Origin of the sequence: Sunxiuqinia elliptica, from assembly GCF_900113005.1 — a bacterium.
Lineage (GTDB): Bacteria > Bacteroidota > Bacteroidia > Bacteroidales > Prolixibacteraceae > Sunxiuqinia > Sunxiuqinia elliptica.
In genome coordinates, this window is the sequence record NZ_FONW01000001.1 from 239,802 (window position 1) to 256,593 (window position 16,792).

The window sequence follows — 16,792 nt, forward strand, 5'->3', positions numbered from 1 at the left end:
TCTGTCAGCCAGAATTTCTTTTCATTAATCGCATCATGCGTTCAACAGTATCATCAACATATACTGTCTTTTCCATGCCAATCGTCATCGCATGGATGTTTTTACTTTGGCAAGCAAATTTAAGTGATTTTTCACGAAGTTCCTCTTTGGTCAAATCACCAGCCCCATATATCTTCATTCCAATAATCCCTTTTCCATTATTTTTGGCTGTTTTCAGAATATCCATTATTTCTTCCGGAGTTCCATCCATTTTTGCCTGAGCTGGATTAATTCGCGCCAGGATGATGTCGGTCCACGGATCGGTTGCCGCCACCCGAAGCGCATCAATATTATGACAGGAAACTCCAACCTTCCCTACCTGTTTTCGAAGCTTGGCTTCACTCAGCTGCTCCCGGAAAGCTTCTTTCTCCGTTATCCATTGTCCATTGGTCATGCAGTGCAACAGGACAATGTCAAAATAATCTGTTCCCAGCTCTTTCTCAAAACGTCCCAGCGTTTGATCAACCGAAGCAACCGTATTCCAATCGTTATTTTCAGTCCAAATTTTGGTCATCAACTGGAAGTTTTCGCGTGGAACTTCTTCAAACAAGTTCCGAACAAAGCTGTGTGTGCCGTAAAGGTCTGCGGTATCGATAAAAGTGACACCCCGTTCATGAGCATGTCTGGCAACTTTTAAAAACTGACTCAAGCCAGCACGGGTAAATACTGACTTTCGGGCCCAGCTATTGGTTCCACAACCTAAGGCAAGTCGCGAAACCTGCATATTTGTTTCGCCCAGAAGAACCTGATCAACAGTCTCTGAACCTACTCCCTGAAAACCTGGCAAAAGCATTCCTGCAGAAACCGCAGTCACACCAGCAATCCCTTCACAAACAAATTTACGTCTATCAATTTTTCTCATCGGCTTCAGTTTTTTGTTTCAAACAAACCCACAGCACAAAACAAATGCTCTTTCGAGCTCATTCATCCTAATCAAAATTCAACTACCCTTGACACTTGTTAAGATTGTTTATTAATTAAGATAAATCTCATCAAAAAAATAATTTATATCCCCTGTTCAGAGCAAACTGATTCTAAAAAAGATTGATTCCGAAAAATCTGAATTCCAACCAAATACAAAATCAGATATTTAAGTCCTCAATATAAAACAATACTATGAGAATACAAAATGCTCATTGCTAAGTGGTTTAAAGCAATTTTACCTGCTTGTTTTTTATTATTTTAGCGCCTCCTATTTTTCAAAAATTTAAATTAAAACTAAAATGAAGAAACTTTTACTCGCTCTGTTTGTAAGCATGCTTGCCCTGGGTGCTTCTGCTCAGAATGTTCAGACTCATTACGACATGGGAAAAGATCGTGGTTACTTAACCACTACTGTTGAGATGTTCCGACCAGACAGCTGGGGTAGTACTTTTTTCTTTATTGATATGGATTATGGCGTTGGCGACGTTGAAGGTGTTAGCCTTGCTTACTGGGAAATTGCCCGTGCAATTAAGCTTGGTGATCTTCCAGTTGCAGCACACGTTGAATACAACGGTGGTTTTGGCCAATGGAAAGCCGGAGAGTTTGGTGGTGCCTACCAAATCAACGACTCTTGGCTAGCTGGTGTTGAACGCTCATGGAATGCTGCTGATTTTTCAAGAGGGTTCACCCTTCAGGCCATGTACAAAAACATCCGTGGAAAAAACGATGCTTCTTTCCAAATAACCGGAGTATGGTATGTAAACTTTGCAGGCGGTAAAATGTCTTTCACCGGATTTGCTGACTTCTGGCGTGAAGACAATGTATTTGGTACCAACGAAACTGATTTCGTATTCTTATCTGAGCCACAATTGTGGTACAATGTATGCAAAAACTTTGCATTCGGTAGTGAAGTTGAAATAAGTAGTAACTTTGGTGGAATGGAAGGCTTTAATGTAATGCCAACCGTTGCAGCCAAGTGGACTTTCTAATCCTAAACTTCATTTATCATGCAAAATTTCTTTAAGCTAAAAGAAAACAATACCACCGTAAAAACAGAGGTTTTAGCGGGAATCACCACCTTCATGACCATGGCTTATATTCTAGCGGTTAACCCTAGTATCTTAAGCGCCACGGGCATGGATAAAAACGCACTTTTTACAGCGACTGCTCTTTCAGCCGTTGTTGCCACCTTGGTTATGGCTTTGGTAGCTCGCCTACCTTTTGCTTTGGCTCCAGGAATGGGCTTGAATGCCTTTTTTGCTTTTACCGTTGTTCTGGGAATGGGCTACACTTGGCAGTTTGCACTTACAGCGGTCTTCCTTGAAGGACTCATTTTCATTCTGCTAACGGCTTTCAACATTCGGGAATTGATCGTCAACGCGATCCCCTTATCGATGAAGCATGCCGTGTCTGCAGGTATCGGTTTGTTTATTGCCTTTATTGGCTTGCAAGGAGCCGGTGTTATTATTAATAACGATGCCGTTTTGGTTGGTCTTGGCGATATGGGTTCTCCAAGCGTACTCGTTGCATTGGGTGGTGTATTGCTAACCGGAGTGCTGTTGGCCCTGAAAGTAAAAGGAGCCTTGCTCATTGGAATTTTTGCCTCTACAGTTGCAGGTATCCCTTTTGGCGTGACTCAACTACCAGAAGGACACTTGGTATCTTTACCTCCTTCTGTTGAGCCAATCTTCTTCAAATTTGATTTCCACCAAATCTTCACCATCGACATGTTGATCGTTCTGTTTACATTCTTATTTGTAGACATGTTCGATACCGTAGGAACACTGGTTGGTGTATCCTCTAAAGCTGACATGTTAACTGAAGATGGAAAAGTGCCTCGTGCTAAGCAAGCACTATTTGCTGATGCCGTCGGAACTACTTTTGGTTCAATGATCGGTACGAGTACTGTTACAACTTATGTTGAAAGTGCTTCGGGAGTTGCTGAAGGTGGACGAACTGGCTTAACCTCATTGACCGTTGCCGGTTTATTCTTTATCGCTTTGTTTTTCGCTCCATTGTTTATCATGATTCCAGCGGCTGCAACTGCTCCTGCTCTTATTTTGGTAGGGCTGTTTATGCTGTCTCCAATTCTGAAAATAAACATGGATGATTTCACTGAATCAATTCCTGCATTCTTAACCATCATTATGATGCCATTAACTTACAGTATTGCTGAAGGTATTGTATTTGGAATGTTGGCTTTTGTTTTGCTGAAGCTATTTACAGGAAAACACAAAGAAATTTCTCCAATCATGTATGTATTAGCGGTCTTGTTTGTGATCAAGTTTATCATCTAACAAGAGCGACAAACGAATAAAAGAAAAGCTCCATGATTTGATCATGGAGCTTTTTTATGAGGTAATTTTCTTGATTCCTAGTTCAACTTAGCGAAGAGTGCCTTAAAGCTAACTTCATTGGCAATCATGCCTTTCAAATCAGCAATTGCAACACGCTCCTGCTTCATCGTATCGCGGTAACGGATAGTCACAGTCGCATCCTCGAGGGTTTGATGGTCAACCGTTACACAGAAAGGTGTTCCAACGGCATCCTGGCGACGATAGCGTTTTCCGATAGAGTCTTTCTCATCATACTGACATTTGAAATCAAATTTCAAGTCATCAATAATCTCACGTGCTTTTTCGGGCAAACCATCTTTTTTCACCAAAGGCATTACAGCCAGCTTAATTGGAGCCAAGGCAGCGGGTAATCTCAACACCACGCGCGTATCTTTCTTGCCATTGGCAGCTTCAAGTTCTTCTTCATTGTAAGAAGCAGCCATGATCTGCAAAAACATCCGGTCTACACCAATTGAGGTTTCCACAACATAAGGCACATATGATTTGCCTAATTCTGGATCGTAATATTGAATTTTCTTCCCTGAGAACTCTTGGTGTTGTGACAAGTCAAAATCAGTTCTGGAGTGAATTCCTTCAACTTCTTTAAAACCAAATGGGAATTTGTATTCCACATCAACAGCTGCGTTGGCATAGTGCGCCAGTTTTTCGTGCACATGGAAACGGTAATTATCATCGCCAAAACCAAGGGCACGGTGCCATTTCATCCGGGTTTCTTTCCATTGATCAAACCAGTCGAGCTCCGATCCTGGGCGAACGAAGAATTGCATCTCCATTTGCTCAAATTCCCGCATTCGGAAAATAAACTGACGAGCTACGATCTCATTTCGGAAGGCTTTACCTATTTGCGCAATTCCAAAGGGAATCTTCATCCGGCCGGTTTTCTGAACATTCAGGTAATTCACAAAAATTCCCTGTGCCGTTTCCGGACGTAAATAGACCTTCAACGCACCATCAGAAGTCGAGCCCATTTCGGTACCAAACATCAGGTTAAACTGACGAACATCGGTCCAATTACGGGTTCCACTAATCGGGCAAGCAATTTCCTGATCAACAATGATCTGTTTCAATTCAGCCAGGTCATTATCATTCAAGGCTTTTGAAAAGCGGGCATGCAAATCATTCCATTTCTGTTGATTCGCCAATACGCGAGGATTTGTTTCACGAAATTGCGTCTCATCAAAAGCATCGCCAAAACGCTTTTTGGCTTTCGCAACTTCTTTGTTCATCTTTTCCTCAAACTTAGCCAACTGATCTTCGATCAACACATCAGCCCGATAACGTTTTTTCGAGTCTTTATTATCAATTAATGGGTCATTAAACGCATCAACGTGCCCGGAAGCTTTCCAGATTGTTGGGTGCATAAAAATGGCTGAATCCAAGCCAACCACGTTCTCATGCAGCATCACCATGCTGTCCCACCAGTATTTTTTGATGTTATTTTTTAATTCGACTCCATTCTGTCCATAATCATAAACAGCACCAAGCCCATCGTAAATTTCACTTGACTGAAATACAAAACCATACTCCTTACAATGAGCTACCAGCTTCTTAAAAATATCTTCCTGAGCCATAATGTCCTTATTATATATCTGTTTTGAAATTAATCGACTTCTTCAAAATCAACATATTCACCTTCGTCTTTCGGTATTCGCCCTCCGCGTGATCCGTTACTTTCAACCGTAACATCACCCTCAGGCCTTCTTTGACGTTGCTGTTGTTGTTGAAAATTCCGTTGTTGATTTGGCTGACTTATAAACAAAGGGAAAATATACTTTTTCAGAAATTTAAAAAGGTAATAAATCACCACAATAATCAGGATTGTTCTAAACAACCCGGGACCTAAAAATAATATCACATTCAATTGTATCATATCTCTTGAAAATCAGCGGCCGTAAAATTAGCAATTAATTATGAAAGAAAAATCCGTTGCTTTCAATATTCCCGTAGCGATAAGATTCAGATAATACGAGTTGTTAGAATATTTTTACCTTTGCTGCAAATTGAAAAAAAGATGGCTACCTATAAACGTATTCTTTTAAAATTGAGTGGTGAATCACTCATGGGCGATCAGGCGTATGGTATCGACCAAACACGCTTGAGCGATTACGCTGAACAAATCAAAGAAGCGACCGCCTTAGGCGTTCAAATCGGAATTGTTATTGGTGGTGGAAATATTTTCCGCGGACTAAGCGGAGCCGCCAACGGATTTGACCGGGTAAAAGGTGACCAAATGGGAATGCTCGCTACCGTTATCAATAGTTTAGCCCTAAACTCGGCATTAAACGCTTTAGGCGTTAAATCGCGCGTGCTGACAGCTATCCGGATGGAGCCAATCGGAGAGTTCTATTCCAAAGACAAGGCCATCGAATCGCTCGAAAAAGGAGAAGTAGTCATTCTCTCAGCCGGAACAGGAAACCCCTATTTCACAACCGATACGGGCTCATCATTACGAGGCATTGAGATCAATGCAGATGCAATGTTGAAAGGAACCCGTGTGGATGGTGTTTACACTGCTGACCCCGAAAAAGACCCTGCTGCCACAAAATTTGACCGAATTTCATTTGACGACATCTACAATAAAGGGTTAAAGGTTATGGACCTGACGGCCACAACCATGTGCAAAGAAAATGACCTGCCAATTGTGGTATTCAATATGGATCAAAAAGGAAATCTGTTAAAAGTGCTTTCAGGAGAGAATATCGGAACGGTCGTTCATGCCTAAACCTGTTTTTAAAGCATATTTTGATTTAAAAAGTTAAGAAATTTCAAAATTATTTAATTTTTTCTATATTTGCTCACAGCACAAAAATGAACTGATTGCTCAAACATGGAAGAAGAATTAGAACTGATATTAGGAGTTTGTAACGAAAAGATGGAAGCTGCCATTGATCACTTAGAAAGTGAATTGGTTCATATCCGTGCAGGCAAAGCTTCAACAAGAATGTTAGATGGTGTCACTGTAGATTACTACGGTAGTGCAACCCCTATCAATCAAGTTTCGAACCTCAGTACTCCTGATGCTCGAACAATTGCTATTCAACCTTGGGAGAAATCAATGATTGCTCCTATTGAAAAAGCAATCTTAAATGCAAACTTGGGCTTTAACCCCGAAAATAACGGAGAAATTATTCGCATCAATGTTCCACCTTTAACTGAAGAAAGACGTAGAGATCTTTCGAAACAAGTTAACCAGGAAGGCGAAAAAGCTCGTATTAGTATTCGTAGTGCACGAAAAGAAGCCAATGAAGGATTGAAAAAACTCCTGAAAGATGGCTTATCCGAAGACCGCCAAAAAGATGCCGAAGCAGACGTTCAAAAAATGACCGATGGCTTTGGGAAAAAGGTGGAAGGATTACTTGAAGATAAAAATCAAGAGATTTTAACGATATAATTGTTTCTAGTTTTCTGTTTTCTGAACATTGTTTAATTGTTTTCATGGCTTTGAGGCAGCTTGTTGAAGCTGCCTTTTTTTTGTCTATTTTTTTAGATTGACAAAGCACATTAAACAATTCATTCTCAGTAGAAGACATTCAACACAGCCCTCAAAACTCCCTTTCCTAGCCAAGCACGAATCACTCATTCATTTTTATATTCGTCGACTTTAACTAATTTTAGAAAGATAAATTTAAAAGACAATTTCTGTCACACCGGTCGGTGATTTCACATCAAGTCTCGGATCGAAAGAACCTAAGAATCAACACCCCCCGGAATAAGCAGACAAAAGAATTAAACCTATGAAAAACATCTTCTTGGTGGCTTTAATGTTCGTGAGTACCATCGCTTTTGGACAAAAAAAGATCAACAAACTCAGCAAACAAGAAAAGAAAGATGGCTGGGAATTACTTTTCAACGGACGTAACTTCGATGGGTGGCGCGCGTTTAAAGGAGATAAAATCAGTGGTTGGAAAGTAATCGACGGCGTTTTGAATAACTCTGGCGTTGGAAGCGACCATGGAGGCGACATTATAACAACAAAAAAATACCAAGACTTTGAACTATATGTGGAGTGGAAAATAACAGCTGAAAGCAACAGCGGGATCTTTTTCCACGCCGATGAAGACAAAGGGAAAGCCATTTACGAGACAGCACCTGAATACCAGCTTTTAGATGATAAAGGATGGCCAACCGAGTTTGCTGATCATCAGTATTCAGGTGCCAACTACGCCATGCACGTGCCACAAAATGCCAAGGTTAAACCACTCGACAAGTGGAATACAACCAAAATTGTTGTAAAAGGCTCTCACGTTCAACACTATTTGAATGGTAAACTCGTTGTAGAATATGAATTGTGGAGCGACGACTGGAAAGCACGTAAAGCAAAAGGCAAATGGAAAAACTACCCCAATTATGGGATGTCAAAAACAGGGTACATTGGCCTACAGGATTACGGAGGTCTGACCCAGTTCAGAAATATTAAAATTAAAGAATTATAGATCATGCTAGGATTGGTAGACTACCACATGCACAGCATTCTCTCGGATGGCAAACAGACCTACGAAGAAATGATAAAAAAGGCCATTGAAATTGGTCTTGAGGAAGTTGGATTTAGTGATCATGTTTGCTTAAAAACAGTCGAATGGGCAGTCTCTCCAATCGATATTCCGGTAATGACTGAACAAATCCTGGAACTTCGGGAAAAATTCCAGGATCAAATTACCGTCCGCTACGGTATTGAAATGGACTATTTCCCCGGAAAAGAAAAAGAAATTCAGGAGATCATCAGCCAATTACCCTTAGATTATGTCATTGGGTCAGTTCATTTTATTGGTGACTGGAACTTCGATACCGATAAGTCACTTTATGGGAAGTGGTCCAATGACGAATTATACCACATGTACTACGAGCTTATCCAGCAAGCTGTAAAATCCGGCTTGTTCGACACGATTGGTCACCTTGATATCATCAAGAAATTTAGAGTTTATCCCGAAAATGACCAGTCACAACTCATTGAAGACACCTTGAAAGTCATTAAACAAAACGGACTGGTTGTTGAACTCAACACCGGAGGACTCGATCGACCATGTGCTGAACTCACGCCTAGCCCGGAGATTGTTGAGCAATGTTACTTTCACCATATACCGATGACTATTTCGTCCGACGCCCACAGTACAGCCCAATTGGCACGCCACTACGAAACAGCCCTCAACCTGATGAAAAAAATTGGTTTTGAAGAGATTGTTACTTTTGAAAACCGAACCCGTAAAATGACTCACATCTAAACCAAAATAATCCAAATGCTTAATAACAACTTAAGCCTCTAAGCGCAATAACTATTTATTGAAGGCAATAAGTCACAGAAGTTGTATATTTGAGCCCTAATTTTTTTTCATGGACGAATCTGTGGGAAGCATATTGAAAAGCATTAACAGTCCGGCGGACTTAAGACAGTTACCTACTGAGCAACTGACAGCATTGTGTGATGAACTACGACAGTTTATCATTGATGAGGTATCCTCCAATCCTGGTCACCTGGGTGCCAGCTTGGGAGTAGTTGAGTTAACCGTAGCCTTGCACTATGTGTACAATACTCCTTACGATCAATTAATCTGGGATGTTGGGCACCAGGCTTACGGGCACAAAATTTTGACTGGAAGAAGAGATCAATTCCACACCAACCGGAAATATGAAGGAATTAGTGGTTTTCCAAAACCTTCGGAAAGCGAATACGATGCCTTTGGTGTTGGACATGCCAGCACCTCGATTTCGGCTGCACTGGGCATGGCTCTGGCAACATCGATAAAGAAAGAAGATGATCGAAAAGTTGTAGCAGTTATAGGTGATGGCTCCATGACCGGTGGAATGGCCTTTGAAGGATTAAACAATGCAGCTTCCAGCAACTCCGATGTGTTAATCATCCTGAATGACAACAACATGGCCATCGACCCAAACGTTGGAGGTGTAAGTAACTACCTGCTAAATATTTCCAAGTCAAAGCCTTACAATAAACTCAAAAATGAAGTTTGGGAAGCTTTGGGCAAACTCAATGGTTTTGGGCCTAAAGCGCGTCGTTTGGTTCAAAAGACTGAAGGAGCATTAAAATCGTACCTGCTTAAAGAATCGAATCTATTCGAGAGCTTGGGAATTCGCTATTTCGGACCGATTGATGGTCACGATGTCGAATATTTATCCAAAGTTTTACGAGACTTGAGAAATATTAAAGGGCCAAAGCTTCTTCATATTATCACCAAGAAAGGAAAAGGCTTTAAAGTGGCCGAATTGAACCAAACGGTTTACCACGCCCCTGGAAAGTTTGATAAGAATACCGGTGAAATTATTGGTTGCGAGTGCGACTTAAATAAACCGCCTAAGTTTCAAAATGTATTTGGCAACACCATTGTTGAGCTTGCTGAGCAAAACCCCAAAATTGTAGGGGTTACCCCTGCCATGCCTACTGGAAGTTCGCTCAATATTATGATGGAAAAAATGCCGGATCGAGCTTTTGATGTAGGCATTGCAGAACCACATGCAGTAACTTTTTCTGCAGGCATGGCCATTCAAGGCTTGGTTCCTTATTGCAACATCTACTCGACGTTCATGCAACGGGCTTACGATCAAATCATTCATGATGTCGCCATTCAAAAACTAAACGTCATATTCTGTCTCGACCGCGGAGGCTTGGTTGGCGCCGATGGAGCCACTCACCATGGCGTTTTCGATCTGGCTTATATGCGCAACATCCCAAACATGATTGTATCAGCCCCGATGGATGAAATCGAACTGCGCAACCTCATGTTTACAGCACAACAAGATAACATGGGACCTTTCTCTATTCGCTACCCACGAGGCTGTGGCTGCAAGGTCGAATGGCGACAGCCATTTGAACAAATACCTATTGGCAAAGGACGACAAATTAGCGAAGGAAAAGACCTAGCCATCCTGACCATCGGCACTACCGGAATTCATGCCACAAGAGCCGTAAAATCGCTTGCAAACAAAGAAATCACAGCAGCCCATTACGACATGCGATTTGTCAAGCCACTAGACGAGGAACTGCTTCACGAAATCTTCCAAAAATTCGATCGGGTTATTACGGTTGAAGATGGCGTCATTCAAGGCGGATTTGGATCAGCTGTTCTTGAGTTCATGGCTACACACGGCTGCAAATCCAAGCTAGTTCGTTTGGGGGTTCCCGATCGGTTTATTGAGCACGGCACACCCGAAGAGCTCCAACGAGATTGTGGATTTGATCAGAAAGGAATCTATCAGGCAGCTCTTGAAATCCTTCAGGGATAGTTGTAAATTCACCAAGTAATCATACTTTTTAACCTGATGATTCGTTTAGCATGCAGAACTAATCTCAATAATCTTGGAACTCTATTTTAAAAAACGACGTTGGAAGTTTCTGCTATTATTAGCAGCCATCCTGATAGGAGCTGGCTCCCTTTTGTATACCAATTGGCTCGTCAGGCAAATGTCAGTTCAGGAAAGAAAGAGTGTCGAGCTGTGGGCTGAAGCAATGAAACGCATCGCCGACACTGAAAACACCTCCAATCAAGACCTTACTTTTCTGCAGACGATTATCGAAAACAACACATCAATTCCAATCATCTGGACCTCTGCAAGTGGAGAGGTTATGGGGGATCGAAACATTGCATACAACGAGAAAAAAAGAGACATTGCTTTACGGAACGAGCTGGAGAAGATGAAGGAGCAGAAAACTCCCATCGCCCTAATTATTTCTGAAGATATTACCCAATACCTTTATTACCGCGACTCGAAACTACTCCAGAACCTGCGCTATTTTCCAATTGCCCAGTTTGGCGTTATCATGCTATTTATCGTAGTTTCCTATTTGGCATTCAGCTCCTCCCGAAAAGCCGAACAAAACCAGGTTTGGGTTGGAATGTCCAAAGAAACAGCCCACCAACTGGGGACTCCAATTTCCTCCCTGATGGCGTGGGTCGAACTTCTAAAAATGAAAGACATTGATTCAAACACAGTTTCTGAAATTGAAAAGGATGTATCCAGGCTGGAAAAAATTACCGAACGCTTTTCCAAAATTGGCTCAGCCCCTGAGCTACTAAATGACGATTTAAAGAAAGTACTAAAATCCTCGATTAGTTATCTCGAAAACCGCTCCTCGAAAAAGGTAAAATTCATTCTGGACCTGGATGAAAACACTAACTACTACGTTCCACACAACGCTGCACTTTTTAGTTGGGTCATCGAAAACCTTTGTAAGAACGCAATTGATGCCATCGAATCAGATGGAGTGATTCTGCTCCAGCTATCGCAAAAAAATAAACACCTGATTCTCGACATCTCCGACAATGGCAAGGGAATTCCTAAATCGCAATTCAAAACCATCTTCGAACCCGGATACACCACCAAAAAACGAGGTTGGGGACTGGGACTCTCTCTTGTAAAACGAATTATCGAAAATTACCATCGTGGAAAAATCTTCATTAAACACTCTGAATTGGGGAAAGGAACGACCTTCCGGATAACCCTCCAAACCGCTTGATTTTTCAACATTTTAGCTCAGCTTAATAGCTTGAAGCAAAGAAATTTGGATAAAAGGGGCGAATCATTGTTAAAAAAATCAGATAATTTTCTTGGTTTGTTTATTTTTTATACTTTTGCAACACTTTTTTCTGGGCAATGGCAAATTTGAAAGCATACAACATTGCACTCAAAGGACTTGGGGTCGGGAAGCATGAGTTTGACTATGAGGTAGGACAAACGTTCTTTGAGTATTTCGACGGAGGAATCGCCGAAAACGGGCATGTTGATGTCAAGCTGGAGCTTGAAAAACAAAGTGCGTTACTGGTTCTTAATTTTCATGTAAAAGGAACTGTACAAATACAATGCGACCGCTGTTTAGACCTGTTTGACCAACCGGTTGAAAATGAAAACACGGTTTTTGTAAAGTATGGTGAGGAGAAGTTTGAGGAAGGTGATGATGTCATTTGGATCACTCCAAATGAAACTCATTTAAATGTAGCCAAGCTCATTTATGACTTCATCCTTTTAGCAATTCCGATTAAACATGTTCATCCGGAAGATGAAGCTGGCAACAGCCAATGCAACCCCGAGATGTTGGAACGATTGAATCAATTTACAGCACATGAACCATCCGAAGAGGAAACGCCGGAAACGGATTCCAGATGGGATGAATTGAAAAAATTATTAGATAACAAATAAAGACTTTTTAAAATGGCACATCCAAAACACAAAACATCAAAATCCAGAAGGGATAAGAGAAGAACACACTATAAAGCAACGCCAACAACATTGGCAACGTGTTCAAATTGTGGAGCTACTGTAAAATACCACACTGTTTGTTCAGAATGTGGATACTACAGAGGTAAGCTTGCAATCGAAAAAGACGTAACAGTTTAATCCTCTATTATACGATCAGAAGACAAGCTCTTCTGATCTTTTTTTGCCCTTTCGCCAAACTTTTCGACCGTTTTAATTGATTGTTTTAAAACGACTTACAGGGGATTCTTTTGTCCTTTTTTCTTTGCCATTAGATTTTTTCACCCTATCTTTCGCGATTATTTTTTAATTAGTTTTTGTTACTCCATTACAACTGCCTTTCATTCAGTTAATGAAAGCGCTATTTGATTGATCTAAAGTTTACATTTATGCGAGAGATTCGTGCTGCAATCACAGGCATTGGAGCCTACTTACCTGAGTACCGGCTTACCAATGAAGAAATAAGCACTATGGTTGATACCACCGATGAATGGATCATGCAACGCATCGGAATTAAGGAAAGACGTATCCTGAAAGAAAAAGGCAAAGCCACATCAGATATGGGTGTTGAAGCAGTGAAAGAGCTGCTCGAAAAAACCAATACCCACCCCGATGAGATTGACTTGCTCATCTGTGCAACGATCACACCCGATCGTCCATTTCCAGCTACAGCAAATATTATTAGCCGAAAAGCGCGTTTAACCAACGCATGGAGTTTCGACATCAGTGCTGCTTGCTCTGGTTTCGTATTTGCACTAACCACAGGGGCTCAGTTCATTCAAAGTGGTCAGTACAAAAAAGTCGTTATCGTTGGTGCCGACATGATGTCAGCAATAACAGACTACACTGATCGTACAACTTGTCCGCTTTTTGGAGATGGTGCTTCGGCAGTGCTGTTGGAACCAACAACAGAAGATGTCGGTGTTATTGACCACCTCAATCATACCGACGGAAAAGGACGCCACTACCTCCGCATGAAGGCAGGAGGCTCTAAGCTTCCGGCATCTGTTGAAACGGTTGAAAAAAGAATGCACTACGTACACCAAGACGGACAGACCGTTTTTAAGTACGCCGTTTCGCGTATGGCTGATGTTGCTGTCGACATTATGAACAAGAATGACATTACGCCGGAAAATCTAGCTTGGCTGGTACCTCATCAGGCTAACATGCGTATTATTGATGCGGTTGCCCGCCGAATGAAAATAAGCCCGGATCAGGTGATGATCAACATCCAGAAGTACGGAAATACGACAGCGGCCACCATTCCGCTATGCCTTTATGATTACGAAAAACAGCTGAAGAAGGGGGACAATATTATTCTGGCAGCTTTTGGAGCCGGATTCACTTGGGGCTCAATTTACCTCAAGTGGGCCTACGACACCGATAAATAACTATTTACCAAATATTAAAGACACATTCTCATGAGCAGACTGTTAATTCAAAGCCACCAGGAATTTGAGCAATACCTGGGCAAAAAGTTAGGCTCTTCAGAGTACCATACGGTTACTCAGGAACAAATTAATCAATTTGCCGATGCTACCATCGACCATCAGTGGATTCACACTGATCCGGAACGAGCAAAAGCCGAAGGAGCTTTTGGAAGCACCATCGCTCATGGCTACCTAACCCTTTCTTTGCTGCCATACATGTGGGAGCAAGTGATTGAGGTTACGAATTACAAAATGTTGGTTAACTACGGTATTGATCAATTAAAATTTGGAGCCCCCGTATTAGTTAACAGCCGAATTCGCACACATGTATGGTTGGAAGAATGTACCAACCTTCGCGGAATTAGCCGGGTAAAACTTAAAGTTAAGATGGAAATTGAAGGAAATAAGAAACCAGCTTTCGATGGTTTCATCACCTTCCTTTATCATTTCAACAACTAGTTGAAATTTCATCTGAACCGAACAGAATAAAACCCGAATCCTTGCGTTAGACACGATAAGGACTCGGGTTTTTCAGTACCAACGGGAGCGGCCGGCAACAGCCAGCACAGTTGAAGTAAAAGTTATTTTCACCCATGGTTCAAGACACGATCCCCAAGGAATAATGAGTTTAACCAGTTTCTTTTAGTATATTTGATGCTCCTCAAAAAATCGAAAAGCATGGCAAAGACGAATAATGAGATTGATTCCCAAGGAATTAACTTAGTAGGTAAAGGCACGCAGATTACCGGTGATATTAACTCTGACGGAGATATCAGAATTGACGGTGAACTAACGGGAAACCTCAATTGTTCAGGAAGAGTCGTGATTGGAATTACAGGGAAAGTGACTGGTGAGGTTAGCTGCAAAAACTCTGAGATTTCTGGCTATCAAAAGGGGAAACTTCAGATTGAACAGCATTTAAGTCTGAAAGCTTCATGCAAAGTGTATGGAGAAATCAGCACGGGTAAATTAAGCATTGAACCTGGAGCAGTATTTTCGGGCTCGTGTGCGATGGGTGAACAAGCAAACCATGATAAACCCAAAGAACTTAAAAAAACCTAGAAAAAAGTTCGATCATTTTATTCGCTACTCCAGCCTAGCATTTGAAATGGTTGCAATTATGGCTTTGGGCGTTTTTGCCGGCTATAAAATCGACCATTGGCTAGACCTATCTTTTCCTGCGTTCACGTTTGGGCTAATGATCCTATCGGTCATCGGCGCCATATATCATGCAATTAAAAATTTTTTGAAATGAATGCATTAATGAAGCGGTTCTTAATCCGCTCTACATTGCTCGCAATTGTCTTTTTCCTAATTGGTTGGGTTATCTCCCCACAAGTTGCTCCTCAATACCAACTGGATATTTTTCCTTTTATCCTGATTTTTTTCTTTTTAGCAACAAACCTTGTGCACGCTTATTTGTTAAGAATTGCCGGAAAAGACATTGCAAAGTTCTCAACTCGATACATGGCAACAAGCATGCTAAAAATGCTCTTTTACCTGCTCGTTGCTGTTGCATACATGATGATTGGCCAAGAACAGCTCAAACTGTTCCTGATTAATTATTTAATCATGTACGCCGGGTTTACAATTTTAGAAGTCGCTGAAATCAGCCGTGTCGTTAAAATGAAGAATTAGCTTGAAGCGATTGATTTTTTTAGTAATTTGGGAAGAACTTTTTTTAAAGTGACTATTCAGAATGATATTAACTTTATGAAAGCACAAAAAAGCCAACAATTCGCCGCTTTTATTTTATTTTTTCTTTTGACTTTTAGCCTCGCCTCCGGAACTGTTTTCGCCGACGACAAAGCCAATGACCATCAAAATACCGTACCCACCGAAAAGACATTTGATCCGGGAGAATTCGTTATGCATCACGTTTCCGATGCTTTTGAATGGCACATTGCAACATTTGGAGAGACGCATGTAAGTATCCCTCTTCCAATTATTTTACACAGCGAAAATAGTGGATGGCATTGCTTTTGGTCCTCCAAATTCCATCATGGAGAGTCAACCTACAAGAATTTTCGGATTGCCCACCATGGTGAAAATGCCGGAAAAATAGAAGAAGTCAATGAACAGGGTGAAGTCATCGGACTACCGATTGACCTTTCAATTACCAAAGCTGTAGCAGGTGCGATGTTTAGCGTCGTTCTCCTGCTTTGGATTTTCCTATCGGTGGCCAAACGTTCGCAGCAAAATCCAGATCAAGCGCCACGCGGTATTCAGAATTTGGTTGAACCCATCATCCTGTTTATCCGTGACGAGGTTGCAAAACCAGCCATCGGAGAGCATAAGTATGAAAAGTTCATGCCGTTCCTGTTGACCCTCTTTTTCTTTATTTTAATCAACAACTTCATGGGGCTAATCCCCATTTTCCCGTTTGGGGCCAACGTAACAGGAAATATTGCTGTAACCATGGTTTTAGCTCTTTTTACTTTTTCAGTTACAAACCTGAAAGCAAATAAGCATTATTGGAAAGAAATCTATAACCCTGACGTTCCATGGTGGCTCAAATTTCCAATTCCTTTGATGCCCATCGTTGAACTATCAGGTGTAATCACCAAACCATTTGTATTGATGGTTCGTCTTTTTGCCAACATGATGGCCGGACACATGATTGTGACCGTGTTTATTAGCCTGATTTTCATATTTGCCCAACTAATGGGGCCAGTTGCCGGATTTGCAATTAGCCCTGTATCTATGGCATTTTCGGTATTCATCTTGCTTTTAGACATTTTGGTCTCATTTATTCAGGCTTATGTTTTTACCTTGTTGTCAGCTCTTTATTTTGGCATGGCAAATTCAGAACATCACTAGTTTTTAAACAAATAAATTCAA

The 16,792-nt window shown here is 41.3% G+C and carries 19 protein-coding genes; 16 read left to right on the top strand and 3 right to left on the bottom strand.

The features are described 5' to 3' along the window. Positions 1-4: 4 nt before the first annotated feature. Positions 5-901: an aldo/keto reductase gene (locus BM156_RS00870; protein WP_093917930.1), complete on the bottom strand. Its 897-nt coding sequence runs from the start codon at positions 899-901 to the stop codon at positions 5-7. 361 nt (positions 902-1,262) lie between these two features. On the opposite strand from BM156_RS00870, the gene BM156_RS00875 reads away from it, so the two are divergent. Beyond that, complete coding sequence (locus BM156_RS00875; protein ID WP_093917931.1) at positions 1,263-1,952, top strand: DUF5020 family protein; 690 nt, start codon at positions 1,263-1,265, stop codon at positions 1,950-1,952. A gap of 18 nt (positions 1,953-1,970) precedes the next feature. After that, entirely contained in the window at positions 1,971-3,260 is a 1,290-nt protein-coding gene (locus BM156_RS00880) for an NCS2 family permease (RefSeq protein ID WP_170846814.1), read from the top strand. Between the two features lie 77 nt (positions 3,261-3,337). Here BM156_RS00880 and BM156_RS00885 read toward each other — a convergent pair whose 3' ends face one another. Further along, entirely contained in the window at positions 3,338-4,891 is a 1,554-nt protein-coding gene (locus BM156_RS00885) for a glycine--tRNA ligase (RefSeq protein ID WP_093917933.1), read from the bottom strand. 29 nt (positions 4,892-4,920) lie between these two features. Next, complete coding sequence (locus tag BM156_RS00890) at positions 4,921-5,190, bottom strand: hypothetical protein (RefSeq protein ID WP_093917934.1); 270 nt, start codon at positions 5,188-5,190, stop codon at positions 4,921-4,923. A 141-nt stretch (positions 5,191-5,331) separates the two neighbouring features. On the opposite strand from BM156_RS00890, the gene pyrH reads away from it, so the two are divergent. The 14 genes from pyrH (at position 5,332) to atpB (ending at position 16,771) form a co-directional block, all read left to right on the top strand. After that, positions 5,332-6,042 (top strand): UMP kinase, encoded by a 711-nt coding sequence (gene pyrH, locus BM156_RS00895; RefSeq protein WP_093917935.1) that lies wholly within the window; start codon positions 5,332-5,334, stop codon positions 6,040-6,042. A gap of 105 nt (positions 6,043-6,147) precedes the next feature. Beyond that, entirely contained in the window at positions 6,148-6,711 is a 564-nt protein-coding gene (gene frr / locus BM156_RS00900) for a ribosome recycling factor (RefSeq protein WP_093917936.1), read from the top strand. Positions 6,712-7,054: 343 nt separating this feature from the next. Next, entirely contained in the window at positions 7,055-7,753 is a 699-nt protein-coding gene (locus tag BM156_RS00905; protein ID WP_093917937.1) for a 3-keto-disaccharide hydrolase, read from the top strand. A 3-nt stretch (positions 7,754-7,756) separates the two neighbouring features. After that, a complete protein-coding gene (locus BM156_RS00910) occupies positions 7,757-8,539 on the top strand; it encodes a histidinol-phosphatase HisJ family protein (protein ID WP_093917938.1) in 783 nt (260 codons plus the stop codon). A gap of 109 nt (positions 8,540-8,648) precedes the next feature. Then, a complete protein-coding gene (dxs, locus tag BM156_RS00915; RefSeq protein ID WP_093917939.1) occupies positions 8,649-10,553 on the top strand; it encodes a 1-deoxy-D-xylulose-5-phosphate synthase in 1,905 nt (634 codons plus the stop codon). Positions 10,554-10,626: 73 nt separating this feature from the next. Beyond that, positions 10,627-11,784 carry a sensor histidine kinase gene (locus BM156_RS00920; RefSeq protein WP_212733381.1) on the top strand — a complete coding sequence of 386 codons (1,158 nt, stop codon included), beginning with the start codon at positions 10,627-10,629 and terminating at the stop codon, positions 11,782-11,784. A gap of 137 nt (positions 11,785-11,921) precedes the next feature. Continuing rightward, entirely contained in the window at positions 11,922-12,464 is a 543-nt protein-coding gene (locus tag BM156_RS00925) for a YceD family protein (protein ID WP_093917941.1), read from the top strand. A 12-nt stretch (positions 12,465-12,476) separates the two neighbouring features. Then, positions 12,477-12,662: a 50S ribosomal protein L32 gene (rpmF, locus tag BM156_RS00930; RefSeq protein WP_093917942.1), complete on the top strand. Its 186-nt coding sequence runs from the start codon at positions 12,477-12,479 to the stop codon at positions 12,660-12,662. 248 nt (positions 12,663-12,910) lie between these two features. Next, the gene (locus BM156_RS00935; protein ID WP_093917943.1) at positions 12,911-13,912 is read left to right on the top strand and encodes a beta-ketoacyl-ACP synthase III; all 1,002 of its coding nucleotides are present in this window, start codon (positions 12,911-12,913) and stop codon (positions 13,910-13,912) included. A 30-nt stretch (positions 13,913-13,942) separates the two neighbouring features. Further along, entirely contained in the window at positions 13,943-14,410 is a 468-nt protein-coding gene (locus BM156_RS00940; RefSeq protein ID WP_093917944.1) for a MaoC family dehydratase, read from the top strand. Between the two features lie 219 nt (positions 14,411-14,629). Next, complete coding sequence (locus BM156_RS00945) at positions 14,630-15,013, top strand: bactofilin family protein (protein WP_093917945.1); 384 nt, start codon at positions 14,630-14,632, stop codon at positions 15,011-15,013. Beyond that, a complete protein-coding gene (locus BM156_RS20915) occupies positions 14,982-15,206 on the top strand; it encodes an AtpZ/AtpI family protein (RefSeq protein ID WP_093917946.1) in 225 nt (74 codons plus the stop codon). The genes BM156_RS00945 and BM156_RS20915 overlap by 32 nt, the downstream gene beginning before the upstream one ends. Further along, positions 15,203-15,589 carry a hypothetical protein gene (locus tag BM156_RS00955; RefSeq protein ID WP_093917947.1) on the top strand — a complete coding sequence of 129 codons (387 nt, stop codon included), beginning with the start codon at positions 15,203-15,205 and terminating at the stop codon, positions 15,587-15,589. The genes BM156_RS20915 and BM156_RS00955 overlap by 4 nt, the downstream gene beginning before the upstream one ends. A gap of 75 nt (positions 15,590-15,664) precedes the next feature. Continuing rightward, positions 15,665-16,771 (top strand): F0F1 ATP synthase subunit A, encoded by a 1,107-nt coding sequence (gene atpB, locus BM156_RS00960; protein ID WP_093918656.1) that lies wholly within the window; start codon positions 15,665-15,667, stop codon positions 16,769-16,771. The last annotated feature ends 21 nt before the right edge of the window (positions 16,772-16,792 follow it).